Source organism: Pantoea stewartii subsp. stewartii (assembly GCF_008801695.1).
Taxonomy (GTDB): Bacteria; Pseudomonadota; Gammaproteobacteria; order Enterobacterales; family Enterobacteriaceae; genus Pantoea; species Pantoea stewartii.
Genome location: NZ_VZPF01000009.1, coordinates 29,200 through 53,191 on the forward strand (window position 1 = coordinate 29,200; position 23,992 = coordinate 53,191).

Here is a 23,992-nt window from a genome sequence, read left to right on the forward strand (position 1 = left end):
GATTACAGTAGCTGCAACGCTCATGCTGTCAGGTGGTAAATATGGATAACTTTATCAGTGCGGATACGATTCGCACGGGCTTCTCCCAGGCCATGTCGGACATGTATCAGCAGGAAGTGCCGCTCTACGGGACGCTGATGCAGTTGGTGAAAGCGGTTAATGAGGCAACGCTTACGGCTGATAGCGTGCTAGAGCAACGGCTGACCCAGGCCGATGAACTCAGCCGCCTCAGTCTGGAGCGCCACGGGGCCATTCGCGTCGGTAGCGCGGACGAGCTTGCCATGCTGCGCCAGATGTTTGCCGTCATGGGCATGTTTCCGGTGGGCTATTATGATCTGTCGCAGGCGGGCGTACCGGTGCACTCCACCGCGTTTCGCCCCATTGATGATGAAGCGCTGCAGCGCAATCCTTTTCGTATTTTTACCTCGCTGTTACGGCTGGAGCTGATTGCCGACCCGGCGCTTCGGGATGAAGCCGCACGAATATTAGCCTCGCGCGATATTTTCACGCCGGAATGCCGAAACCTCATCGCGCTGCATCAACAGCAGGGCGGACTGACGGCGCCCCAGGCGCAGGCGTTTATCAACGAAGCGCTGGAAACCTTCCGCTGGCATTCACACAGCCTTGTGGAGAGCCGCACCTATCAGGCGCTGAACCAACAACATCGGTTGATCGCGGATGTGGTATGTTTTCCGGCCTGCCATATCAATCATCTTACGCCACGCACGCTGGATATTGATCGTGTTCAGGCGCTGATGCCGACGTATGGCATTGATCCCAAAACGGTGATCGAAGGTCCACCCCGGCGCAAGGTGCCTGTTTTGTTACGCCAGACCAGCTTCAAGGCACTGGAAGAACCCGTCATTTTCACCGACGGTTTTCAGGGCACGCACACGGCGCGCTTCGGTGAGATCGAACAGCGCGGCGCGGCCTTAACGCCGCAGGGCCGCGCGCTTTACGATCGTCTGCTCAGCGAAGCCGGGAGCGGTGCGGATAATCAGCAGCACCAGCAGCAGCTCACGGCGACCTTTGCGGCTTTCCCGGATGATGAAAACGCATTACGTGAAGCCGGCTTAGCCTGGTTTACTTATCGGCTCAGCGAAAAAGGGCGAGCGGAACCGCCGCAGCGTGGGGAATCACTGGCAAGTCTGATTGAGCAGGGGCGGATTCTGGCGGACCCTATTATTTATGAAGATTTTCTACCTGTCAGTGCGGCAGGGATTTTTCAGTCTAATCTCGGGGACAAAACGTCGACACGTTCGGCGGGACAGGCAAGCCGGAGCAGCTTTGAAACCGCACTGGGCTGCCCCGTGCAGGATGAAATGGTGCTGTATGCGGAGCGGCAGCGGGCGTCCTTACAGCGCTGCGGCATTACCTTATAATATGAACGGGGCGGAACCGCCCCGTTTTTCCTTTACTGCAGGCGCGTATCACGGAGCAGCGTAAATCTTCCCGCCCCCAGAAACATCACCACCAGAGCGCCGAACAGGTAAAGTGCTTCCGTTTCCAGTGCCCAGGCACCGACATCGGTGCGATGCCATACTGCGCCGGTTTTGACCAGCAGCGTGGCGACAACCATATTCACGGCAATGATAAACGCCGCTGGCCGTGTCATGAAGCCTGCGATCAGCATCAGCGGCGCAATTATTTCCCCCATCCAGGCACCCCAGGCGATAAAGCCCGGCAGACCGTGTTGTCGCAGTAAATGGGCAATCCAGCCCACGCCATGCACGAGCTTAAACTCACCATGAAACAGCAATAATCCCCCCAGAGTCAGACGTAGCAACAGTTTGCCGAGATCGGGATGATCGGTCATGCGCACAAAAACCTGATTGATACCGCTAAACATTGTCAGTTCCTCAAAGGCGTTTTCGTTACGCTCTCTACTAAAAACATTTTCATGACAGGGGTCAATCACGGCGACGCCTTCGGGCGATTTTTCAGCGCATTTACCGTTTTGCTTAACAACGCGTCAGAACTGGACAACATCAGATTGCCTGAAATAATGAAAAGGCACGCTAACAAGGAACACTGCATGAAAAATGACGGCCTGAAAATCGCGCTGACTGACGGAGAACTGCAGGGCACCCTTGATGACGGGATCTTTGTATTCAAGGGCATTCCGTATGCGGCACCGCCTGTCGGCGCGTATCGCTGGCGCGCGCCACAACCGGTTAAGCCCTGGCACGGTGTACTCAATGCACAGCACTTTTCTGCAGCGAGTTGGCAGAATCGTGACTACTGCCTGGCGATTGGCGGAGGCGATCCTGGTGTATTCAGTGAAGACTGCCTGTACCTCAACGTCTGGACGCCAGAGCTGCAGCCAGAGGTTCCACTCCCGGTCATGGTCTGGCTTCACGGCGGTGGCTTTACGATCGGTTCAGGTGGGCTGGCACCCTATAGTGGAAAACCCTTAGCCTCGCGGGGTGCGGTGGTGGTGACCCTTAATTACCGTTTGGGACATCTGGGTTTTTTTGCTCATCCCGCACTGGAAAAAGAGCAGGCTGACACGGGCCATATCAACAATTTCGCGCTGCTTGATCAGATCGCGGCATTACGATGGGTACAGCAGCATATCGCCGCGTTTGGCGGGAATGCCAGCAACGTGACGCTGTTTGGCGAATCGTCGGGCGCCCGCAGTGTGCTTTCGCTTTGCTGCTCACCGCTGTCCCGGGGGTTGTTCCACAAAGGGATCGTGCAAAGTGCCTATAGCCTGCCAGACGTCACCCGCGACGCGGCACGTGAAAAAGGCGTTATGGTGGCGACCGCGCTGGGTTTACCGGCGGATGCCAGCATGGCGCAGCTGCGTGAGCTGCCTGCGGACGCCTTCTGGCCGCTGGACAGCTCGCTGGGCCTCGGTCCGGTGGCCATTGCCGGTGATATGGTGCTGCCCGAGCCGGTCCTGAAAACATTGATGGCGGGAAAACAGCATCGCCTGCCGCTGATGGCGGGCAGTAACAGCGATGAAGCGAGCGTACTGGTCTGGTTTGGCGTGGAGGCTGCCGCCGTGGTGGGACAGCTACGGCGTAATAACCATTTTCATTATCGGTTACTGCGCTGGATTTACCGTACCGGGGATGATGCGCTGCTGGGGCGGGCTGTCGCGCGGGATATGACGTTTAGCATTGTTCCCTGGCTGATCATGCGTGCGCAGGAGAAAGCGGGCATGCCGGGCTGGCGCTACTGGTTCGACTACGTTTCAGAACGATCGCGCGATCTCTACCCGCACGGCACCTGGCATGGTAATGAAATCCCTTACGTGATGAATACGCTGGCGATGATGCCGCCTGCCGACGACGATCGCACCTTTACCGCCGCAGATCATGCTTTTTCTCAACAGGTTTGCGATTACTGGTTTCGTTTCGCATGTGATGTAACCCCGCACACGACGATGATTGAAGGCAAACAACGCTGGCCCGCCTGGCGCAAAAAGCATGACGTGACAATGTCACTAGGATGGCAGGGTCAAGCGGCTCTCAAACTGTTACCGGGTTTTATGCGCCGCCGCCTCGCTTTGTTCCGTTTGATGATGTCCCGCCTGGTGCGACTGTAAAGGGTGAACCAGCGCGGTGCATGCCAGACGTACGCCGGCCTGCACATTTCCACCCGCACATTATCTGTGCGGGTGGATGAAAAAAAATAACAATACCGTTACATTTTCCCGCGAGCTGCCGATAAATCTCCTGTGTCCGGTTTTACGGATTAACGTTCAAGGGATTTCTGTATGGGTATGCTTAAAAATTTCACTATTCGCACGGTTATGTTGACCATTCTGGGACTGTTTAGTCTGTTGTGGAGCGGCATTGGGCTGTTCAGCATTCATTCGCTTAACTCCCTCAGTGATGGCAATGATGTGGATCGCCATATCGTTGAGCAGATGACCGCGTTAAGTCAGGGTAACGACCAGTATTTTCGTATGTATTACGCGTTTGTCGCGTGTGATGGAGAAAAAGGCCGCCGGTGTCGCCCAGGATGACACCACCTTTGCTCCGGTACAGCAGGCGTTAGATAACATGCGTCATCAACTAGCGCTGTTTAAACAGCTGTCACCCGGACCCATGGACGCGGCCGTGACGAATGAGGTCATTGATAAATGTCAGCAACTGCTGGATCAGGGCGTCACCGTGCAGTTGCAGCGTGCCCGTCAGGATTCGCTGGATGCCTATCGTCAACAGGCGAATGACGTCACACCTGCGCTCAGCCGCGCCTTCGGTGCCAGCACCGAAGCGTTTAACAACGTGGCCAACAAGAAACTGGGACAAACCCGTGTCGAAGTGGATCGCCTGACCGCCGTGACTAAAACGATGATTTCAGCCACCGTGGTGATTGGTCTGCTGATTCTGCTGTTTACCGATCGTTATCTGGTCACAATGCTGGTCAAACCGCTGGAGAAGATTCGCGAGCATTTTGCCGTAATCGCCAAAGGGGATCTCAGTAAACCCGTTCAGGATATGGGCCGTAACTGCGTCGGTAAACTGGTTCCGCTGCTCAGTGCGATGCAGGACAGCCTGCGTGATGCGGTCAGTGCCATTCGCAGCGGCACAGAGAATATCTCGCGCGGTGCCGCCGAAATCTCTATTGGTAATAACGATCTGTCCTCCCGTACGGAAGAGCAGGCTGCCGCGCTGGAGCAAACCGCCGCCAGTATGGAACAGCTGACCGCGACCGTGAAATTTAACGCGGAAAATGCCCGTCAGGCCAGTGCACTGACCGAAGCGGCAACGCTGACGGCGAAGCAGGGGCGGCAACCTGGTGGATGAAGTTGTGACCACCATGAACGGTATTTCCGACAGCTCGAAGAAAATCGCTGAGATCACCAACGTCATTAACGGTATTGCGTTTCAGACCAACATTCTGGCACTGAATGCGGCCGTAGAAGCCGCGCGTGCCGGTGAACAAGGGCGAGGCTTTGCCGTCGTCGCCAGTGAAGTGCGCAATCTGGCACAGCGCAGCGCCGGTGCGGCGAAAGAAATCGCCGGGCTGATTGCCGATTCTGTGCAGCGAGTGGAAAAGGGCGCGGAACTGGTGGGTACCACCGGCGGCACGATGAGCGGCATTTTAAAATCCGTCCAGGATGTGGATGCAATTATGAAGCAGATCGCCGCCGCCTCGGAAGAGCAGAGCAAGGGCATTTCTCAGGTTGGTACGGCCGTGACGGAAATGGACAGTGTGACGCAGCAAAACGCGGCTCTGGTTGAAGAGGTTTCTGCCGCCGCCAGCGCGCTGGCGCTGCAGACGGAAGCGCTTCAGGCTTCTGTTGCACAGTTCCGGTTATCGAGCGATGCGCCGGTAGCGCTGACACAGGACAGAAGGCCGCCAGCGGCGTCTGCAGGCCCTGCAACAGCACCGTCTCCTGTACTGCGTCCAAAAGCCGCCACGGCGGACAACGGCGACTGGGTCACCTTCTAATCAATATGACTACCGCCTTCATCATGAAGGCGGTGATGTTTCAACTGCCTGTCTTTGCCGTACTCCTCGATTGCGCCGCCAGATAACACAGTTTCTCCGCGACCTGATACGACTTAACGAACGACTTCACCGGCAGGAATTCGAAACGTGAATGGAAATTGTGCGCGCCTGTGAAAAAGTTAGGGGTGAAAATACCGCGGGCAGATAAGGCCGCGCCATCGGTACCGCCGCGCATGGGAATCACTTTGGGTGTAATGTCCAGATCGCGCATGGCAGCAAAAATCAGATCCAGCGCCCGGCGGTCGTCGCCCATGGCATTGCTGATATTGCTGTAAATATCGTGAATCGTTATCTCGACCTGTCCGGTGGGATAGCGTTCAGCAATCAGGCTGGCAACATGCTGCAATTGTTCTTTGCGCGCGGCAAAGCTCGCCAGATCGAAATCGCGAATTGATGCTTTCAGCGTCGCAACACTGGCATTGGCCTGCATTTCATTGAACCAGATATAGCCTTCACGGCCTTCCGTGTGTTCGGGCGTCGCCTGCCTGTCGAAGTGACTGATAAAGTCATGGGCCATCAGCAGCGGGTTGACCAGCACACCTTTACCGGACATCGGATGGGCGGGAACCCCGGTGAAACGCAGCTCTGCCGCCGCGCCATTGAAGTTTTCATAGACCACTTCACCCAGTTCACAACAGTCGATGGTCTAGGCAAAGTCCACATTAAAGCGGGTGTTAAGATCCAGCGCTTTGGCACCGCGCAGGCCAATCTCTTCATCGGGGACAAACGCGACGACTACATCACCGTGCTGACCCTGCAGGTTTTCCATTAACGTCATAACAACGCTAACCGCCGCTTTGTTATCGGCGCCCAGCACGCTGGTCCCGTCGCTGAAAATAATGTCCTGGCACATATAAGGGGCAATTTCAGGATGCGCATCCCGGCGCAGCCAGATGTTCTGTTCGGGATTAAGGCACAGATCTTCGCCCTGCCAGGTCAGGATCTGCGGGTGAATATCAGGTGACAGACCGACGTCAACCGTATCAATGTGCGTAATAAACCCAATGCGTGGCGCGTCAGGGCAGTTGCCCGGTTTAACTGCCGTTACCGTCGCCTGTTCATCAACGACGACCTGTTCAAGCCCCAGTTCGCGCAATTCATCCGCCAGCAGCGCCGCCATCGCATGTTGACTCGGGGTGCTCGGTAAGGTGCTGGACTTTGCATCACTCTGACTGCTCACCGCCAGATAACGGAAAAAACGCGTGATCAACTGCGTCTGAAGTTTGTCGGTCATCACTAATCCTTATTAGTTGACTACATGCGGGGTTCGCTATGGTGAAGATTCATGCTATCAATCCACTGTTTGCACCGTTTATTTAGAGAGTCTGATATATAGAAGTCAACATAAAGCGAGGATAATAATGAGAAACAGGTTTACAACCCTGTGATTGCTGACGGCCGGTATCGCATTGGCAGGAAGTGTTAACGCGACGACGCTGGTCTACTGCTCAGAAGGCTCACCGGAGAACTTTAATCCGCAACTTTACACCTCGGGAACCAGCGTGGATGCCAGTGCCGTGCCGGTGTTTAACCGCCTGGTTGATTTTAAAACCGGCACCACAGAATTAATTCCAGGCCTTGCAGAACGCTGGGAGATCAGTCCCGACGGCAAAGTCTATACGTTCCATCTGCGGCATAACGTTAAATTTCAGAGCAATAAGCTGTTTACGCCCAGTCGTGATTTTAATGCGGATGACGTCATCTTCTCTTTTATGCGCCAGATGGACAGCAACAATCCCTATCACAACGTCTCGGGCGGGCACTATTCCAACTTCGACAGTCTTGAACTGGCCACGTTAATCACCCACATTGGCCGCGTTGACGATCACACCGTGCGCTTTACGCTGGCGCACCCGGAAGCGCCATTTCTGGCCGATCTGGCCTGGTATTTCGCCTCCATTCACTCGGCAGAATATGCAGACAAGATGCTGAAAGCCGACACACCGGAAAAAGTGGATAGCGATCCCATCGGAACCGGGCCTTTCCAGTTGGTTCAGTATCAAAAAGACTCACGCATTCTGTATAAGGCGTTTCCGGACTACTGGCAGGGTAAGGCCAGACTGGATCGGCTGATTTTCAGCATCACGCCAGACGCGGCCGTGCGCTACGCCAAACTGGAAAAAAATGAGTGCCAGGTCATGCCGTTCCCGAATCCTGCCGATCTCGAAAAAATGAAACAAAATCCGGACATCACGCCTGAAACAGGCCGCGGGACTGAATACCGGTTTCCTGGCCTTTAACACCACCAAAGCCCCGACCGATAATGTGCAGGTTCGCCAGGCGCTGGCCATGGCGATCAACAAGCCTGCTATTATCGAGGCGATTTTTAAAGGCACTGGCGTGGTGGCGAAAAATATTCTGCCCCCCGGCGTCTGGAGTGCCGACAAAGACCTGAAGGATTACGATTACGACCCGGAAAAAGCGAAAGCGTTATTGCAACAGGCAGGCGTGAAACCAGGGACGGAAATTGCGCTCTGGGCGATGCCGGTACAGCGTCCCTATAATCCCAACGCACGCAGAATGGCGGAGATGATCCAGGCAGACTGGGCAAAAGTGGGCATCAAAGCCAATATTGTCAGTTACGAATGGGGCGAATACCTGAAACGTGTGCGCAGCGGTGAACATCAGGCGGCCCTGATGGGCTGGACGACGGCAACCGGGGATCCGGATAACTTCTTTGGTCCGCTTTACAGCTGCACGTCGGCGAAAGGGGGATCGAACTCATCAAAATGGTGCTATCAGCCCTTTGAAAAGCTGATTACCGCCGCCCGTGCCGAACCCGATCAAGCCAAACGCACGGTCATGTATCTGCAGGCGCAGCAAATCATGCACGACCAGATGCCAGCCGTAATGATTGCCCATTCCACCATTTTCGAACCGATCCGCAAATCGGTGACCGGTTACGAAGTGGATCCCTTCGGCAAACATATCTTTTATCAGGTCGATATTAAGCCGTAATGTCCGTCACCGGCTTCACAGGGAGGTGAGTCGGTTTGCCTGCAAAATCCCTGATATGTTGTACAGTTAACCTGTACAGGTAATGAAGTGGAGCACAAAAATGGCAAACGGCTGGGCAGCAGAAGGGGCAGTACAGGAGCAAATCGACAGCACCGTTAATGACGGTATCGAACGTGTGCGTCAGTCACTGGGACAGGGGGAAAGTGCCACAGAATGCGAACTGTGCGGCGAGCCGATTCCCGAAGCCCGCCGTCAGGCACTCAAGGGCGTGCGTTATTGCGTTTCCTGTCAGGAAAAGATCGATAAGCAGAAAAAAGAGAGCAGTCTCTACAACCGGCGTGGAAGTAAAGACAGCCAGCTACGCTGATCTCAGGAGCCAGGCATCGCCAGGCCGCTGCCGATGAACCAGGCGAGAAAGCCAATACCTGCCACGATGATAGCGATGGGGAACAGCAGACCAATTCTCATAATTATCCTGTGAGGTTACGCCACGTCAGGCCAGCCGCAAGGCGGCACGGTTGTTCTTCAGCAAAGTAAATAATTCAAACTGCGTGGCGTCCGTGATCTGACGCTGCACTTCACCTTGTGTATACAGCAGCAGATGAATATGCCCCAGTTGACGCCAGACGATGATCGCCGAGGCAATCAAGGCGCAGGTCGTTTCTGCCTGCACGCATTCTACTGTAGCGTAGCGAACGTCGTCTAAATCATTCGTGAAAATTTTCACCGCCTCAGCAGGTAAGATGGCCTGGAGATCCTGCAACATCACCCGGCTGACGCTACGCGACAGGTACAGCGTTAACCACTTTCTCGTCATGAACGTTGATCCTTTTTCGAGGTTAACGGATGTAATGGATGAGTCAGGTAGAAGGGCATCCTCTGACAATATAAGCGGTTATCGGGTGTGTTTAGCACCTTTCTGACGCGCTGCCCCTTCGGGCGCCGGAACAGGTCGTCTGGCCGTTCAGTGCCGCAGTGCATGATAGCAGACGAAGACGCATCGGCAGGCTTCTGCGAGGCGCAGAAGCCTGCTTCAGTTAACCATTAGAGCGTAACTGTGGGTAGCGCCGGAAAATATACACGCACCACAGCAGCGCGACCAGGCCGATCATCGCCCCCACGTTACCGACGTCAGACAGGCTCATATATACGCTCACCTGACTGCCCAGTAACGCGCCCGCACCGATGCCGATGTTATAAATGCCGGACATCAGCGACATCGCCACGTCGGTGGCATCGGGTGCCAGTGACAGGACACGGATTTGCATCGCCAGGCCAATCATCATCATCGCCATTCCCCAGACGACGCAGAGGGTGATAATCGCGCCAGGACGCACGGCGGCAAAAATTAACAGCCCCATGCATAAGGTGACCAGGGCGATGGCGCTGATCAGCAACGCTGAGGGAAAGCGTTTACCCAGCGAACTGAACAGCAGACTGCCAAAAATGCCGGCAGAACCAAACAGTAACAGCAGCAGGGTGGTAAAACTTTCGCTGGCATTCGCCACCAGTTGCATAAAGGGTTCAATATAGCTGTAAGCCGTATAGTGCGCGGTCACAATGAGTGTAACCAGCAGGTACATGCCTGCCAGGGCCGGGCGGCGGAACAACAGCGGTACGCTGCTTAATGAACCGGTGTGTTCACTGGGCAGACGCGGCAAGACGCGCGCCAGCATAATCATCAGGATCAACGCTGACAGCCCGATCACGCCAAAGGTGGTGCGCCAACCCAGCGCCTGCCCCACAACGCGACCAATGGGCACCCCCAGCACCATGGCCAGTGCCGTACCGGTTGCCAGCATACTGAGCGCCTGCGTTTTTTTACCGGCAGGCGCCACACGAATGGCCAGTGAGGCGGTAATGGACCAGAACACCGCATGTGACAGCGCAATGCCAATGCGGGAAACGATTAACGAACTGAAGCTCCAGGCGAATGTCGAAAGAACATGGCTGGCTACAAAGAGGCTAAACAGTACCGTAAGCAGTAACCGCCGTTCAACATTTCGCGTCAGCAGCATTAACGGCAGGGACAGCAGCGCCACCACCCAGGCATAAATCGTCAGCATAATGCCCACTTCAGCGGTTTTCATCGAAAACCCGGCAGCAATATCCGACAGTAAACCCACCGGTACGAACTCAGTGGTATTGAAAACAAAAGCGGCGATGGCCAGCAGCACCACGCGTAGCCAGGCCGTTTTACGGGAAACAGTTGTTAAAGGCATGAGAAGTTAAATCTGTCTGTGCGTCAAAAGAGGATGACAACGATCATCCCACGAAAGTGACCTGCGTCACAATTTAGTGGCTATTGTGTAGGAATCAAGCGCCGGGTGGAACCACCTGGCGCAGATTATGGTGATTTTTTTAGCCCGATGTGCAGCGTCAGGGAATCAGGGCTGGCGCGTCCCGCGTCCCGGCATCATACGCAGCAGCGTATTGTCCTTCAGCGCATAGTGATGGAACAGGGCTGCAGCGACATGTAAGCCGATGAGCCAGTAGCCCAGTGGCGCCAGGGTTTCGTGCCAGTCGACGAGCGTATCAGAGAGATCGAAATCAGGTTCCGCAGCGACCGGCATGGGAATGCCGAATAATAACCACTCACGGCCCTTCAGGTAACGTGAGGCGATACCCAGCACCGGCAGGCTGATAAATAAGGCATAAATCAACGTGTGCGTCAGGTGTGCCAGGCCCGTTTGCCAGCGCGGTACGGGGGGCGTAATCGCGGGGCTGCGATGGCGAATTTTCAGCAGTAACCGTGAGAGCATCACCACCAGAATGGTTGCGCCCGCGCTAAAGTGTGTCACGGTCATCACAAAGCGCTGCCAGGAGCCCCGTTCCACATAACCGCGCAGCTCCATCGTGGCATAGACAATAATCAGCAGCAGCACGGTCAGCCAGTGAAGGGCAATTTGAGACGCCGCATATTTATCACGCATGTTAAATCCCTGTATGAAGAGTAAGGCCTCTAAGATAACGGAAAAAAGGCAAAATGCTTAACGAATTGGCGACTTAAAGCGGGACGGCTACAGGGGCAGGTCGGCAGCAACTGAATGGCGGGCTGACAGGGCAGATGGCGGCGATATTCCGCCATCCTCGGGAAAAACGCGGCTGAATGGGATCGCAAAGGCATGCGCTGTGATCAGAAATCGATACCGTGCTTCAGTCCAACGCTGTAATGCAGGGGTGGGGTTTGAGCAGACATAACCGGGCAACAGTCGTCGCAGCCTAATGCGCTGGCATAATATTTTCGGGCCTGCTGTATAGCCGCTGTTGCAGAGTAAAACGTGCCCAGAAACAGTCGGTCTTCCAGACCCGGAAGGTAGCGACAGCCTTTGGCGTGTACCACGTGGTTATCGTTGTAACCGGATTGTTTATTGACGTAATAGTAATGCGCCATGAGGTCTCCCCTAACAGTGAATTCAAAGATGGCATTAATCTTTGGGATTAAACCGATTATAGCGGGGAAACACCGGTAGTTAGCAATGATACTGATAATACGGACAATTCTTGTACAGCGGATTTTCCGGGCCGCATTGTGCCCGGAAAATTTGTTAAGTTTTGCTAGAGTTTGCGTTGATGCAGCCGCCACGCGACCGCCAGGGCCAGCAGCAGCAGGGTAGAGATAAACACGGTGATGCCCGGCCAGCCAAACTGATGCCAGAAAAAGCCCCCTGCCGTACCCGCCACGCTGGACCCCACATAATAACTGAACAGATACAGTGAAGACGCCTGGCCTTTTGCGCGACGCGCGCGTGGCCCAATCCAGCCGCTGGCCACGGAGTGTGCGGCGAAAAAGCCAGCACTGAACAGCATCATCCCGATAAAGATCAGAACCAAGGCATGAAAGGCGGTCAGGAGCAGGCCCGTCAGCATGATAAGCGTTGCGCCCAGCATCACCGGCCCCCGGCCATATCGACTGGTTAACGCGCCGGCTTTGGGCGAACTCCACGAACCGGTCAGGTAAACCACGGACAGCAGTCCCACCACGGCCTGGCTTAAATGCCACGGCGCACCCAGCAGCCGATAGCCGATATAGTTAAACAGGGTGACGAACGCCCCCATCAGCAGTAAGCCTTCCGCGAACAGCAATGGCAGGCCCGCGTCGCGCCAGTGCAGGCGAAAGTTAATGGCCAGATGGCGGGGGCGCAGGGATGTCGGGTGAAAATGCCGCGAGGCGGGCAAAATTTTCCAGAACATCAGGGCGGCCGCCAGGGCAAAACAGCCAATGGCGGCAATGGCGACGCGCCAGGAGAAAAAGTCGGTTAATACGCCGCTGATCAGGCGACCGCTCATCCCGCCAATCGAATTTCCGCTGATATACAGCCCCATCGAAAAGGCGACTACGCTGGGATGGATTTCTTCACTGAGATAAGTCATCCCGACGGCCGCTACACCGCTGAGCGACAGGCCAATAAGCGCCCGCATCAGCAGAATTCCGTGCCAGCTTGTCATGGTGGCCGAAATCAGCGTGCAGACGGAAGCCAGCATCAGCGCGGTGACCATGACAGATTTGCGACCGACAGCATCGGACAAGGGGCCGGTAATCAGTAAGCCCAGCGCCAGTGTCGCGGTGGAGACCGACAGGGAAATACTGCTGGCGGCCGGCGACACGCCAAACTGTGCAGAGAGGACCGGCAGCAGCGGCTGCACACAATACAGCAGTGCAAAGGTGGCCAGCCCGGCCGAAAACAGCGCCAGTGTCACGCGCATAAAGGGCGGAGTGCCGCGCACGATCCACGCCTGAGAAGGTGATGCAGGCTGCTGCGCCACATTTCTGTCCAGGGCGACAGCCGATGAAGAGCGATTCACAGTAATCCTTATGAGTAAAAACAACGAATAACGTAAGGCTAGGAAAAGCGGATTAGGTTGTCTAATATATTAATAATCTCAAATAATATTTTTAACCTATGAATATCGAGCTGCGTCACCTTCGTTATTTTATTGCCGTTGCAGAAGAGCTGCATTTTGGCCGCGCGGCGCAACGGCTGCATATTTCTCAGCCGCCGCTCAGTCAGCAAATCATGCACCTTGAGGCAGAAACCGGGGCGCAGCTGTTTAACCGCACCAACCGCAGCGTGCAGCTCACGCCGGCCGGGCAACAATTTTTGCAGGATGCGCGCGCCATTCTGTTGCAGGTTGAGCAGGCGACCCAGCGTGCGGCACGACTACATCGGGGAGAAGAAGGGGAACTGCGCATCGGCTTTACCTCCTCTGCCGCTTTTATTGGTGTCGTCTCGGATGCGCTCTACCTGTTTCGCCAGCGCTGGCCTGATGTTCATGTTCAGATGCAGGAAATCAATACCCGGCAGCAGCTGACGCCGCTCCATGAAGGGAAACTCGATTTGGGTGTGATGCGCAACACGCCGCTGCCTGCCGATCTGCATCATCAACTGCTATTACAGGAGCCGCTATGCGCGGTGGTGCACAAAGCCCATCCGCTGGCGTCCGCCGGGAAGATTTCTTTACAGGCGCTGGCCAGTGAGCCTTTTGTCTTTTTCGATCCGCAGGTGGGAACGGCGCTTTACAGCGAAATACTCGATTTACTGCAACGCTATCAGATCAAACCCTATATCACTCAGGAAGTGGGCGAGGCGATGACAATTCTCGGTCTGGTCGCGACCGGTTTAGGCGTGTCTATTTTACCGGCATCGTTCAGCCATGCCCGCCTGACGAATGTCGTCTGGCTGCCGCTTGAGGAACCGGATGCACTTTCGGAAATGTGGCTGGTCTGGTCTGCGCAACGGGAAATGAGCGTGCAGATGGCCCATATGATGGCGCTGTTGCGGCGGGAAAACGAACGCTCTCGCTAAAGGCGGAAAAATTATGTGTGATAAATCACATATCTAAGCAAATATTTGCCGCAAAAGGTGAATCTGCCGCACCATAGCGGATATTTATTTAGAAGCGCGAAAATAACCGGAGCAGGGTGTGAGTTCGGACAGCCAACCTGGCCATATTGACCAAATTAAACAAATCAATGCTGGCGTCGTTTACCGATTAATTGATCAGCATGGCCCCGTCTCGCGCATTGAATTGTCCAGGCGCGCCCAGTTAGCCCCAGCCAGTATTACCAAAATTGTCCGGGAAATGCTGGATGCCCATCTGGTTCAGGAAACCGAATTTCAGGATCCGGGCGCGCGTGGTCGTCCCGCTATCGGGTTAATTCTGGACACGGAGGCCTGGCACTACCTGGCCCTTCGCCTGCACCGTGGCACATTAACCCTGACGCTTCGCGATTTGAGCAGCAGGGCGCTGGTTGAAGACCATTTGCCCCTCCCGGATGATCCCACCCAATCCTTACTGACCACACTGACCGACCATGTTGATGCGTTTTTTATCCGCCATCAAAAGCGGCTGGAAAGGCTGACCGCCATTGCTATCACGTTGCCGGGGCTGATCAACGTCGCATCAGGCGTGGTGCACCGGTTACCCGGTTATAACTGCCATGATATGCCACTGGGCAGCACCCTGGCGGCCCGAACCGGCCTGCCGGTGTTTATCCAGCATGATATCTCGGCCTGGACATTGGCAGAGTCCCTGTTTGGCGCATCGCGCGGTGCGCAGGATGTCATTCAGATTGTCATTGATGAAACCGTGGGGGCGGGCGTGATCACGGACGGACAGTTACTGCACAAAAGCGGACGTGCGCTGGTCGAAGTGGGCCATACGCAGGTCGATCCCTATGGTCAGCAATGTTACTGCGGGAATCATGGCTGCCTGGAAACGGTGGCCAGTACCGGCAGTCTGCTGGCCCTTGTTGCTCAGCGTCTGCCAGGACAGCCCGACAGCCTGTTACATCATCAAACCTTAACGCTGGAGGCGGTCTGTGAGGCGGCCCGGGCGGGTGACAGGCTGGCCCGCGATGCCATCGCCACGGTAGGGCATCATGTGGGCAGGCTGCTTGGCATGATGGTAAACATCTTCAATCCTCAACATATTCTTATCGGTTCACCGCTAAATCAGGCGGCGGACATCCTGTTCCCGGCGGTACAAAACACCATTCATCAGCAGTCGTTACCGGCTTACAGCGCAGGCATTCAGCTTGCACCTACTGAGTTTACTGAGCCTGGCACACTCGGTGCGGCGGCGCTCATTAAAGATTCGCTCTATAGCGGTTACCTGTTAGTGAAGTTACTACAAGGTTAAGCAACACTAACCTTGCGCTAACGCAATCTGCCTGTGCTTTTCCTTCCTTAGAATGTCTGTTCGCACGAAAGACTCATCGCCGATGAGTCGAAACCGCTGGTGAAGGAGACGTCGAGTGAAAACGCTATTTATTGCGGGAACAGATACCGAAGTGGGAAAAACCGTTGTGTCGCGCGCCCTGTTACAGAGTTTTATTCAGGCCGGTTTCAGTGCCGCAGGCTACAAGCCTGTTGCCCGTTGTGGTGTCAAAACGGAAGAGGGCCTGAGAAATAAAGATGCGTTGTTTTTACAAAGCGCCTCGTCCATGACGTTGCCTTATCAGGCTGTGAATCCCGTTATTTTCGAAAAAGAAGAAATCGGGGGTTATCCGCCTTGTGAGGTTAACTATGCGCGAATCAGTCAGGGGTTAAAGAACCTGCATCAACTGGCCGATCGCGTCGTGGTTGAGGGCACAGGAGGCTGGCGCAGCCTGATGAATGATGCCCAGCCGTTATCGGCCTGGGTGGTGGAACAACAGTTGCCGGTGATCCTGGTCGTGGGGATTAAAACGGGCTGCATCAGCCATGCGTTGCTGACGGCTGAGGCTATTCTGGGTGATGGCTTACCGCTGGCAGGCTGGGTGGCAAACCGGATCAATCCGGGGCTGGCGCACTATGCGGAGATCATTTCAGTCCTGCTTGACAAGCTTCCTGCGCCGCTGTTGGGTGAGTTGCCCTATTTGCCACGTGTTGAGCAGCGTGATGTGTCCCGCTACCTGGATATCTCCCTGCTCGATGCCGACAAGCTGCCGGTTGCAAAGGCGAAAATAGCCTGACGCCCTTCATCTGAAAACACACGCTAATAAGAAAGACAGTGACACAGGATGCGAAACACGAAACCCGCTCGATGGAAAAGGGCCGCAACCGGGGTGCGGCCCTGATTTTTCAGGGATTCAGACGGCGACGCGTACGGCCGGAACTGAGGTAGTCCGCGATATAATCCTGCGAAATTTCCCCGCTGTAACGGCCTTCTTCATCCACAATCGGCATCCACACCGTGTTGTGTTCATACAGCTTTGACAGCACCACGCGCAGGTTCTCCTCGGCTTTGCCGGTTACCCGGAAGGTGTGCAGGATATCCTCACAGCGACCGCTGGCGCTACGCGCCTCGCGACGTTTAACAAACCCGAGCGGTTTACCATCGTCGTCCACGACGGTAATGGAACGCATATCGTTATCGTCCATAGTGCTGAACGCATCCATCAGTGGCGTCGAACGTTTCACCGTGATGGTCGGTTGCTGATCGGTCACATCACCCGCCTGCACCAGCAGCAGACGTTTCAGAGTGCGGTCCTGACCGACAAACGACCCGACAAAATCATTCGCTGGCGTCGCCAGTAATTCGTCCGGGCTGGCGCACTGCACGATTTTGCCCTGGCCAAATACGGCGATGCGATCGCCAAGTTTCAGCGCCTCGTCAATATCGTGGCTGACCAGCATGACCGTTTTCTTTAACTGACGCTGCATATCCAGGAACTCATTCTGGATGACTTCACGGTTAATCGGGTCCACCGCACCAAAAGGTTCATCCATCAGCAAAACCGGCGGATCCGCCGCCAGCGCGCGAATAACGCCTATACGCTGCTGTTGCCCGCCCGACATTTCACGCGGATAGCGATGCAGAAATTTCGTGGGATCCAGTGCCACCATGCTCATTAATTCGGTGGCCCGCTCACGGCACTGTTTTTTGTCCCAACCGAGCATGCGCGGCACAACGGTAATGTTTTCCTCAATCGTCATGTTAGGAAACAAACCAATTTGCTGAATAACGTAGCCAATATTGCGGCGCAGCGTGGTCGTGTCCTGGGTGTTGGTGTCCTCACCGTTGATGAGAATACGTCCGCTGGTGGCCGGAATCAGGCGGTTAATCATTTTCAGTGTGGTCGTTTTCCCACAGCCGGAAGGGCCCAGCAGTACGCACATTTCGCCCGCCGGCACCTCAAGACTTACATTGTCCACCGCTTTCATCAGCGTGCCATTTTTCTGGCTGAAGGTTTTCGTCAGATTTTCAAGTTTTATCATTATCGAATTCCCTTAGGAGTCAGCGCCAGCTGCAAACGGTGCAGCAGCCAGTCAAGAACAATCGCCAGCAGGCAAATCATCAGTGCGCCGGCAATCAGCATGCGCACGTCACTTCCGCTGATGCCATCAAGCAGGAGCAGGCCAAGTCCGCCCGCACCGATCACCGCCGCGATGGCCATAACGCCGACATTCATCACGACGGCGGTGCGGATACCGCCAAAAATGACGGGCAGGGCCATAGGGATCTCAACCCAGCGCAGACGCTGCCAGAACGTCATCCCAATGCCCCGACCGGCCTCACGCAAGCCATCCGGCAGGTTTTCCAGCGCGGTATGGGTATTACGTACAATCGGCAGCAGGGAATACAGGAACACCGCCGTGATGGCAGGCACCGCACCGATTCCCTGACCGATCAGCGAAAACAGCGGGATCATCAGACCAAACAGGGCGATGGTCGGAATGGTCAACACGATGGTGGCGATGCCCAGTACCGGCGTGGCCAGCCATTTAATGCGGACAATTAAAATGCCCAGCGGCACGCCGGCCAGAATGGCGCAGCCCACAGCGACCAGCACCAGCCAGGTATGCTGCCAGGTCAGCGTGAGCAGGTTATTCCAGTTATCAATGATGTAATGAAGGGTATCCACGATGCCTCCTTACAGCATGTTTTTGGATTGAAGGAAATCGCGCGCCACCTGTTCCGGTGACTGATGATCGATATCCACGCGCTTGTTCATCTCGGTGATGGCCTCATCCGTAATCAGCGGTGAAAGCTGATTCAGCGCCGCCTCAAGGCCGGGATGGCTCTCCAGCACATCTTTGCGTACGACCGGCGTCACGTTGTAGCTGGGGAAGAAGTGCTTATCATCTTGCAGCACCTTGAGATCGAATCCTTTTACGCGCCCATCCGTGGTGTAAATCAAGCCCGCATCAACAAAACCGTCGCGGATCGCGTTGTACACCAGACCCGGGTCCATCTGACGAATTTGCGGTCTGTCCAGCGTGAGGTTGTAGGTCTTCTGCAGCGGCTTCATCCCATCCGAACGGCCATAGAACTCCAGATCCAGCCCCAGTCGCCAATTATGTTTCGGGTCGGTTTTGCGCACCTGATCAATTTTGGCCACCAGTTGCGACAGGGTAGAAATACCTTCTTTATCCGCCCGCGCCCGCTGCATGGCAAAAGCATAGGTGTTGTTCATCGGGGCTGGATTAAGCCAGATCAGACCCAGCCTGCCATCCAGATTTTTAACGGTCTGGTAAGCTTCCTGTGAGGACATGGGCTTGTTGATATGGTTGAAAATAATCAGTGAGGTACCGGTATATTCCCACGTCATGTCGATTTGCTTGTTAAGCATGGCATTTCGACTGATTGTCGTGGCAATGTTGCGTTTTGGGATAACCTGAAACCCTTTCTTTTGCAGCCACATCACGGTCATGGCAGAAAGGATGTGTTGTTCCGTAAAACTTTTCGTCGCCAGCACCAGCGGGGCGGCAGCCTGAACGCTCTGGCTGAGCGCCAGCGTCGCCGTCAGGGCCAGCGTACAGTGCTTAATCCAACGCGTAAGCATCATCAACTCCTGTTTTATGCCGCAGCGTGCGGACTCAGATAACGGCCTAACGTCGCCAGCAACATATCCAGTATCAGGGCCACTAACGCCGTTGCCACCGCGCCCAGAATCAGGACCGGGAAGTCATTGAGGTAAATCCCCGGAAAAATCAGCTCGCCAAAGCTGCTGGCACCAATCAGGAAGGCAAGCGGGGCGGTGCCAACGTTAATGGCTGTCGCAATGCGCACCCCTGCCAGAATGACCGGCAGCGCATTCGGCAGCTCAACCTGACGCAGGCGTTGCCATTTTGTCATGCCGATACCGTTAGCGGCTTCAATCAGTGAGGGCGGAACGGCGCTCAGTCCGGCATAGGTGTTGCGGACAATGGGGAGCAGCGAGGCCAGGAACAGGGCAAACAGCGCCGGCTTATCGCCAATGCCGATCACCACCATGGCCAGCGCCAGTACGGCCAGCGGCGGCAACGTATTGCCCACGTTAAAGATTTGCATGACATATTCTGCCCAGCGACGGGCAAAGGGACGGCTTAGCAGGATCCCACTGGGAATACCGACCAGCAGGGCAAACAGCATTGACCAGAACACTAAAAACAGGTGCTGTTGGCCAAGATAGATGAGATCAACGCGGCGGGCGACCAGTGTATCCCAGCCCAGCCCCCAAACCAGTGCGCCCAACACTGCTATCACAGCAAGCAGCGCCAGACCGGCACGTTTGGCCAGCGAAGCGTTATGCATACGGATTCTCCCTGTAGACCAATCTGGTGTTATCAAACCCTGAACCGACATGACAGACGCCACAAAAAGGGCCGCCGCGTCCAAAACCATGCCGATTGTTAAACGTGTAAAACGTTTGCGAATTTCTGCGTAATTTCGTTAATCACAGTCAACGCAGTTTTAAACCTATAGCAACGTCAAGCGAAGCGCGCCAGCTTTTATCGGTAAAATCATGGAGATAGCATGGGGGCAAAATCGCCGCAGCCCTTACTACAACTGGTTTAACAGCGAAACTACCTGATTCGCCCCAATTTAGGTGACAACGTCACAAAAGCACTGAATTGATTCCTGGACGCGCAGATTTGCGCTAGCCTTAGGGAACGCAAAAAGGGAGCATCATGATCAACAGCACTTCCGCGCCGCTGCGCCGCAACTGGATTCTTTTCGCCTGCATGCTCGCCATGTTTATGGCCGCCATCGAAGTCACTATTGTGGCCACCGCGATGCCAACAATTGTCGCCGAGCTGGGGGGCTTTGCGCATTTTGGCTGGGTATTTTCGGTTTACCTGCTGACGCAGGCCATAAGCGTACCGCTTTATGGGCGCCTGGCGGATCTGTGGGGCAGAAAGAGGATGCTGTTTCTGGGCATCACGCTTTTTTTGGCAGGGTCGGTGTTATGCGGCTTTGCGCACAGCATGTTTTGGCTCATCGTGTTCCGCGCCTTTCAGGGCCTGGGCGCGGGGGCCATCATGCCGCTGACGTCCACGATTGTGGCCGATATCTATTCCCCCCGTGAGCGGGCCAGCGTGCAGGGCTGGCTGTCCAGCGTCTGGGGCGTGGCGGCGATTGTCGGGCCGCTCTCGGGCGCGTGGCTGGTCCAGCACTTCAACTGGTCGGTGATTTTCTGGGTCAATGTCCCGATTGGCATCATCAGTATGCTGTTGCTGGCCATCCTGCTGCCAACACATCCACAGAAACATCCGGCCCCGTCACTGAATCTGATTGGCAGTGGCTGGCTGACGCTGTGCATCAGCGCCGTACTGATTGCCCTGTTACAGGCAGAACAACTGGGCTACTGGCTCCTGTTGTTTTTACTTGTGGGCGGGCTGGCCGGCTGGCAGTTAACCCGCCATGAACAGCAGGCACAGGCGCCCCTGTTTCCGATGCGTCTCTGGCAGAGTAAGCTGATTATTGCCGGCAATATAGGCAACCTGGTGATTGGGGCGACCATGATGGGCGTCAGCGCGTTTTTACCGACATGGATACAGGGCGTCACGGGCGGTTCGCCACTTCAGGCCGGCACCGCGCTGGCGATGATGTCCATCGGCTGGCCGCTGGCCAGTACGGTCAGTGGCCGCCTGATGCTGTTCACTTCCTATCGTTTTACCGCCCAGCTGGGCGCAATATTGTTAATTGCAGGCAGCGCCTTACTGCTGCTGTTACACAGAGAAAGTTCGCTACTGCAGGCGGGCTTCACCTCATTCCTCATCGGCACCGGCATGGGGATGACCAGCACGACGTTTCTGGTGTCTGTGCAGAATCATGCCGAATATGGCATTCGCGGTATTTGCACGGCGTCGGTAATGTTCAGCCGTATGATTGGCTCCGCGCTGGGAACGGCGGTGATGGGCGCCGTGCTAAACCTCAACCTGCAGTGGCGGTTGCCACATGCAGAGGATCCGGTGCAGCAAATTATGTCGCAGACAACCCGCGACCAGTTGGCCCCGGATGAGCTGCAGCACCTGTTACAGGCGATTGCTGCCTCACTGCACTGGGTGTTTATCGTGGCGTTGGTTATCGCGTTATCGGCGATGTGGGTCGCTGGAAAAATGCCGCGTCAGCAGCCGCAACAGGCCGACTGATACCGGACCGTTTAGTCGTCAGGGTGCGATTCGGACGGGAACAGGAGAGAAAACGAAAAAAAGAGAAGGGCAACAATGTCGCCCTGAGCGTTACTGCGTTGAGGTGTCCTGCGAGCTACCCGCGCTGTCAGGGACCGCCGCCCCGTCATCGCGACCCAGCTTTTTATAAACGATTTTCTGTGTGTCGTTATCGCAATGACCGACAACCTGTCCGACCGCCTGGTCGGCCTGATCGTTGGGCACCACATCCAGACTAAAGCCTGATTCGGGCACACCGTTCTGGATAATTTTCTGGCTGATATCCGCTTTTACGGATTCACAGGAGGCCTGCGCCAGCAGCGGGAATGCCAAAAACGTCACTGTCAGTAATGCATGCTTCATCTTCATAACCTTTTCCTTTTGTCATGCGTCAGTCATTACTATAGCTGAAAATTACGGCAGTACCGGACGACCGGTGCGGCGATCCAGACAGCGCAACGTGTTGGGTTCCCAGTAGGCGTTCAGGTTAGCGCTCTGCTCACACTTGTCGCGGGTATCAAACGCGCGGTCCGCTTTATCAAACTCTTTTTCCACCCGGCGGTTCACTTTATTGCGCAGCATGTGCGTGTCATTCCACTGCTCTTTACTCTGACGGGCCGCTTCATTATTCAGCGCGCTACTGCCATTTTCAATTATCAGGCGATCGGTGTTTGCACTCACGCCAAATGCCGTGACAGAAAGCAGGGCCACCATCAGAACCGGAAGCAATTTTTTCATCGTAATATCCTTCAGTTAACACGGGCTTACCTGTGGGTAAACTTTTGCAGCCTGTGCGCAATAGTATACCATTGCCGCTCAGATGCTCACCAGCAGTGTGCATGTCGTTTACCTGCCTGAGAGATTAACGTGCTGATCAAGACTGCATTACTGTTTTTTATTACCGCCCTGGCAGAGATCACAGGCTGTTTTTTGCCCTGGCTGTGGCTGAAAAAGGGCGCGTCGGCCTGGCTGTTAGTGCCTGCCGCACTGAGTCTCACGCTGTTTGTCTGGCTGCTGACGCTCCATCCGGCGGCAAGTGGGCGCGTATACGCGGCTTACGGCGGCGTTTATGTTCTCACGGCGCTGGTCTGGTTGCGCATCGTAGACGGGGTGAAGCTGAGTATCTGGGACTGGAGTGGTGCGCTGATTGCGTTCAGCGGCATGTTGATTATCGTGCTGGGCTGGGGCAAAGCGTAAAAAGCCAGCCCGAGGGCTGGCCTCTTAATCAGGGTTTATGCACTTTAAGGCCTGCCAGCGTCTGGCTGACGGGCATCATTTCCAGGGTGTTGATGTTGACGTGTTCAGGCAGGGTTGCCACCCAGTAAACCGCTTCAGTCACATCTTCCGGCGTCAGTGCCGTCGCGCCCTCATAAACCTTATCAGCCTTGTCATCGTCGCCTTTAAAGCGCACGTTAGAGAATTCGGTGCCGCCAACCAGGCCTGGCTCAATATCCGTTACGCGCAGGGCGGTGCCGTGCAAATCGGTGCGCAGGTTCAGGCTGAACTGACGGACAAAGGCTTTGGTGGCCCCATACACGTTACCGCCCGCATAGGGCCAGCTTCCGGCAATCGACCCGATATTAATGATATGACCGACGTTGCGCTCAACCATCGCAGGCAAGACGGCGCGCGTCATATACACCAGCCCCTTCGTGTTGGTATCGATCATATTTTCCCAGTCATTCACATCTGCCCGGTGCGCCGGTTCAATGCCTAATGCCAGACCCGCGTTATTGACCAGCACATCAATGTCGCGCCATTCTGCTGGGAGGTGTGCAATTGCCTCTTCAATGGCGGCCCGGTTACGCACATCCAGTTGCACCGTATACAGGTTGTCGCCCAACGCGTCTTTCAGCGCTTTCAGACGTTCTGCGCGACGGCCGCTTGCGATCACTTTGTGTCCTGTTTCGATGAACCGGCGGGTAATGCTCTGACCAAATCCTGCCGTTGCCCCCGTAACAAAAATAATCATCGTGTTTCCCTTATTCCGTTTCATGGTGTTCCTTTCACCTTAACACGGCATTTTTGGCGATGTCCGCTGAATTTTACGTGCATGGTCGCCCGCGGTCTGCGCTGTTTTCGTGCAGCCCGCCCCGTTATTGTGCAAGCGCGTCAGGCCGGCAGGGCGCATTTTGGCCATCATTATGCAGGCAACCGATTGCGAAAGAATGGCAACCGTTTGCGTCGTGTATTAAGACGTTTTT

Annotated in this window: 22 protein-coding genes and 3 pseudogenes; 10 read left to right on the forward strand and 15 right to left on the reverse strand. The window is 55.4% G+C overall.

Annotated features, from left to right (window positions below; all coding sequences use genetic code 11):
- The first annotated feature begins 41 nt into the window (after nucleotides 1-41).
- Nucleotides 42-1,382, forward strand: a complete 1,341-nt coding sequence (hglS, locus tag F7Q90_RS03950; protein WP_006119242.1) for a 2-oxoadipate dioxygenase/decarboxylase HglS — start codon at nucleotides 42-44, stop codon at nucleotides 1,380-1,382.
- A 32-nt stretch (nucleotides 1,383-1,414) separates the two neighbouring features.
- On the opposite strand, the gene F7Q90_RS03955 is transcribed toward hglS, so the two are convergent.
- Nucleotides 1,415-1,849, reverse strand: coding sequence for a DoxX family protein (locus F7Q90_RS03955; RefSeq protein WP_006119240.1), 435 nt, complete (start codon nucleotides 1,847-1,849; stop codon nucleotides 1,415-1,417).
- A gap of 186 nt (nucleotides 1,850-2,035) precedes the next feature.
- Here F7Q90_RS03955 and F7Q90_RS03960 point away from each other — a divergent pair, with 186 nt between their 5' ends.
- Entirely contained in the window at nucleotides 2,036-3,553 is a 1,518-nt protein-coding gene (locus F7Q90_RS03960) for a carboxylesterase/lipase family protein (protein ID WP_006119239.1), read from the forward strand.
- Between the two features lie 171 nt (nucleotides 3,554-3,724).
- Nucleotides 3,725-5,409, forward strand: a pseudogene (locus tag F7Q90_RS03965) (methyl-accepting chemotaxis protein).
- Nucleotides 5,410-5,449: 40 nt separating this feature from the next.
- Here the strand turns inward: F7Q90_RS03965 and pepT are convergent.
- Nucleotides 5,450-6,703: pseudogene (pepT, locus tag F7Q90_RS03970) on the reverse strand (peptidase T).
- A gap of 154 nt (nucleotides 6,704-6,857) precedes the next feature.
- Between pepT and F7Q90_RS03975 the strand changes: the two are divergent.
- Together F7Q90_RS03975 and F7Q90_RS03980 are read left to right on the forward strand one after the other, a co-directional pair.
- A pseudogene (locus F7Q90_RS03975) lies at nucleotides 6,858-8,427 on the forward strand (ABC transporter substrate-binding protein).
- Between the two features lie 100 nt (nucleotides 8,428-8,527).
- Nucleotides 8,528-8,794 (forward strand): DksA/TraR family C4-type zinc finger protein, encoded by a 267-nt coding sequence (locus F7Q90_RS03980; protein ID WP_006119238.1) that lies wholly within the window; start codon nucleotides 8,528-8,530, stop codon nucleotides 8,792-8,794.
- Nucleotides 8,795-8,796: 2 nt separating this feature from the next.
- Here the strand turns inward: F7Q90_RS03980 and F7Q90_RS03985 are convergent, their stop codons facing one another.
- From F7Q90_RS03985 to F7Q90_RS04010, 6 genes are all read right to left on the reverse strand, one after another.
- On the reverse strand, nucleotides 8,797-8,895 hold the full coding sequence (locus tag F7Q90_RS03985; protein ID WP_015700245.1) for a YoaK family small membrane protein: 99 nt from the start codon (nucleotides 8,893-8,895) through the stop codon (nucleotides 8,797-8,799).
- A gap of 25 nt (nucleotides 8,896-8,920) precedes the next feature.
- Entirely contained in the window at nucleotides 8,921-9,244 is a 324-nt protein-coding gene (locus tag F7Q90_RS03990; RefSeq protein ID WP_006119236.1) for a hypothetical protein, read from the reverse strand.
- A gap of 220 nt (nucleotides 9,245-9,464) precedes the next feature.
- Nucleotides 9,465-10,649 carry a sugar transporter gene (locus F7Q90_RS03995; protein ID WP_006119235.1) on the reverse strand — a complete coding sequence of 395 codons (1,185 nt, stop codon included), beginning with the start codon at nucleotides 10,647-10,649 and terminating at the stop codon, nucleotides 9,465-9,467.
- 165 nt (nucleotides 10,650-10,814) lie between these two features.
- Nucleotides 10,815-11,360, reverse strand: a complete 546-nt coding sequence (gene cybB, locus F7Q90_RS04000) for a cytochrome b561 (RefSeq protein WP_006119234.1) — start codon at nucleotides 11,358-11,360, stop codon at nucleotides 10,815-10,817.
- 203 nt (nucleotides 11,361-11,563) lie between these two features.
- The gene (locus F7Q90_RS04005) at nucleotides 11,564-11,821 is read right to left on the reverse strand and encodes a hypothetical protein (protein ID WP_006119231.1); all 258 of its coding nucleotides are present in this window, start codon (nucleotides 11,819-11,821) and stop codon (nucleotides 11,564-11,566) included.
- Nucleotides 11,822-11,985: 164 nt separating this feature from the next.
- Nucleotides 11,986-13,233: an MFS transporter gene (locus F7Q90_RS04010; RefSeq protein ID WP_006119230.1), complete on the reverse strand. Its 1,248-nt coding sequence runs from the start codon at nucleotides 13,231-13,233 to the stop codon at nucleotides 11,986-11,988.
- A gap of 98 nt (nucleotides 13,234-13,331) precedes the next feature.
- Between F7Q90_RS04010 and F7Q90_RS04015 the strand changes: the two genes are divergently transcribed.
- From F7Q90_RS04015 to bioD, 3 genes are all read left to right on the forward strand, one after another.
- Nucleotides 13,332-14,234, forward strand: a complete 903-nt coding sequence (locus tag F7Q90_RS04015) for a LysR family transcriptional regulator (protein ID WP_006119229.1) — start codon at nucleotides 13,332-13,334, stop codon at nucleotides 14,232-14,234.
- Nucleotides 14,235-14,352: 118 nt separating this feature from the next.
- Nucleotides 14,353-15,570: a sugar metabolism global transcriptional regulator Mlc gene (gene mlc, locus F7Q90_RS04020; protein WP_006119228.1), complete on the forward strand. Its 1,218-nt coding sequence runs from the start codon at nucleotides 14,353-14,355 to the stop codon at nucleotides 15,568-15,570.
- Nucleotides 15,571-15,685: 115 nt separating this feature from the next.
- Nucleotides 15,686-16,384: a dethiobiotin synthase gene (gene bioD / locus F7Q90_RS04025; RefSeq protein ID WP_006119227.1), complete on the forward strand. Its 699-nt coding sequence runs from the start codon at nucleotides 15,686-15,688 to the stop codon at nucleotides 16,382-16,384.
- A 109-nt stretch (nucleotides 16,385-16,493) separates the two neighbouring features.
- Here the strand turns inward: bioD and osmV are convergent, their stop codons facing one another.
- From osmV to F7Q90_RS04045, 4 genes are read right to left on the reverse strand one after another with little or no spacing between them, the layout of a single operon-like run.
- Nucleotides 16,494-17,630 carry an osmoprotectant ABC transporter ATP-binding protein OsmV gene (osmV, locus tag F7Q90_RS04030; RefSeq protein ID WP_006119226.1) on the reverse strand — a complete coding sequence of 379 codons (1,137 nt, stop codon included), beginning with the start codon at nucleotides 17,628-17,630 and terminating at the stop codon, nucleotides 16,494-16,496.
- Entirely contained in the window at nucleotides 17,630-18,277 is a 648-nt protein-coding gene (osmW, locus tag F7Q90_RS04035; RefSeq protein WP_006119224.1) for an osmoprotectant ABC transporter permease OsmW, read from the reverse strand. The genes osmV and osmW overlap by 1 nt, the downstream gene beginning before the upstream one ends.
- Nucleotides 18,278-18,286: 9 nt before the next feature.
- Nucleotides 18,287-19,198, reverse strand: a complete 912-nt coding sequence (locus F7Q90_RS04040; protein ID WP_006119223.1) for a glycine betaine ABC transporter substrate-binding protein — start codon at nucleotides 19,196-19,198, stop codon at nucleotides 18,287-18,289.
- Nucleotides 19,199-19,212: 14 nt separating this feature from the next.
- Complete coding sequence (locus F7Q90_RS04045) at nucleotides 19,213-19,929, reverse strand: ABC transporter permease (protein ID WP_006119222.1); 717 nt, start codon at nucleotides 19,927-19,929, stop codon at nucleotides 19,213-19,215.
- Between the two features lie 377 nt (nucleotides 19,930-20,306).
- On the opposite strand from F7Q90_RS04045, the gene F7Q90_RS04050 reads away from it, so the two are divergent.
- Nucleotides 20,307-21,770, forward strand: a complete 1,464-nt coding sequence (locus F7Q90_RS04050) for an MDR family MFS transporter (protein ID WP_006119221.1) — start codon at nucleotides 20,307-20,309, stop codon at nucleotides 21,768-21,770.
- Nucleotides 21,771-21,860: 90 nt separating this feature from the next.
- Here F7Q90_RS04050 and F7Q90_RS04055 read toward each other — a convergent pair whose 3' ends face one another.
- Together F7Q90_RS04055 and F7Q90_RS04060 are read right to left on the reverse strand one after the other, a co-directional pair.
- Entirely contained in the window at nucleotides 21,861-22,157 is a 297-nt protein-coding gene (locus F7Q90_RS04055) for a DUF1161 domain-containing protein (protein WP_006119220.1), read from the reverse strand.
- Between the two features lie 45 nt (nucleotides 22,158-22,202).
- Nucleotides 22,203-22,526, reverse strand: coding sequence for a DUF1283 family protein (locus F7Q90_RS04060; RefSeq protein ID WP_006119218.1), 324 nt, complete (start codon nucleotides 22,524-22,526; stop codon nucleotides 22,203-22,205).
- Between the two features lie 132 nt (nucleotides 22,527-22,658).
- Between F7Q90_RS04060 and F7Q90_RS04065 the strand changes: the two genes are divergently transcribed.
- A complete protein-coding gene (locus F7Q90_RS04065; RefSeq protein WP_044242046.1) occupies nucleotides 22,659-22,985 on the forward strand; it encodes a YnfA family protein in 327 nt (108 codons plus the stop codon).
- A 28-nt stretch (nucleotides 22,986-23,013) separates the two neighbouring features.
- On the opposite strand, the gene ydfG is transcribed toward F7Q90_RS04065, so the two are convergent.
- Nucleotides 23,014-23,760, reverse strand: coding sequence for a bifunctional NADP-dependent 3-hydroxy acid dehydrogenase/3-hydroxypropionate dehydrogenase YdfG (gene ydfG / locus F7Q90_RS04070; protein WP_006119216.1), 747 nt, complete (start codon nucleotides 23,758-23,760; stop codon nucleotides 23,014-23,016).
- Nucleotides 23,761-23,992 lie beyond the last annotated feature (232 nt).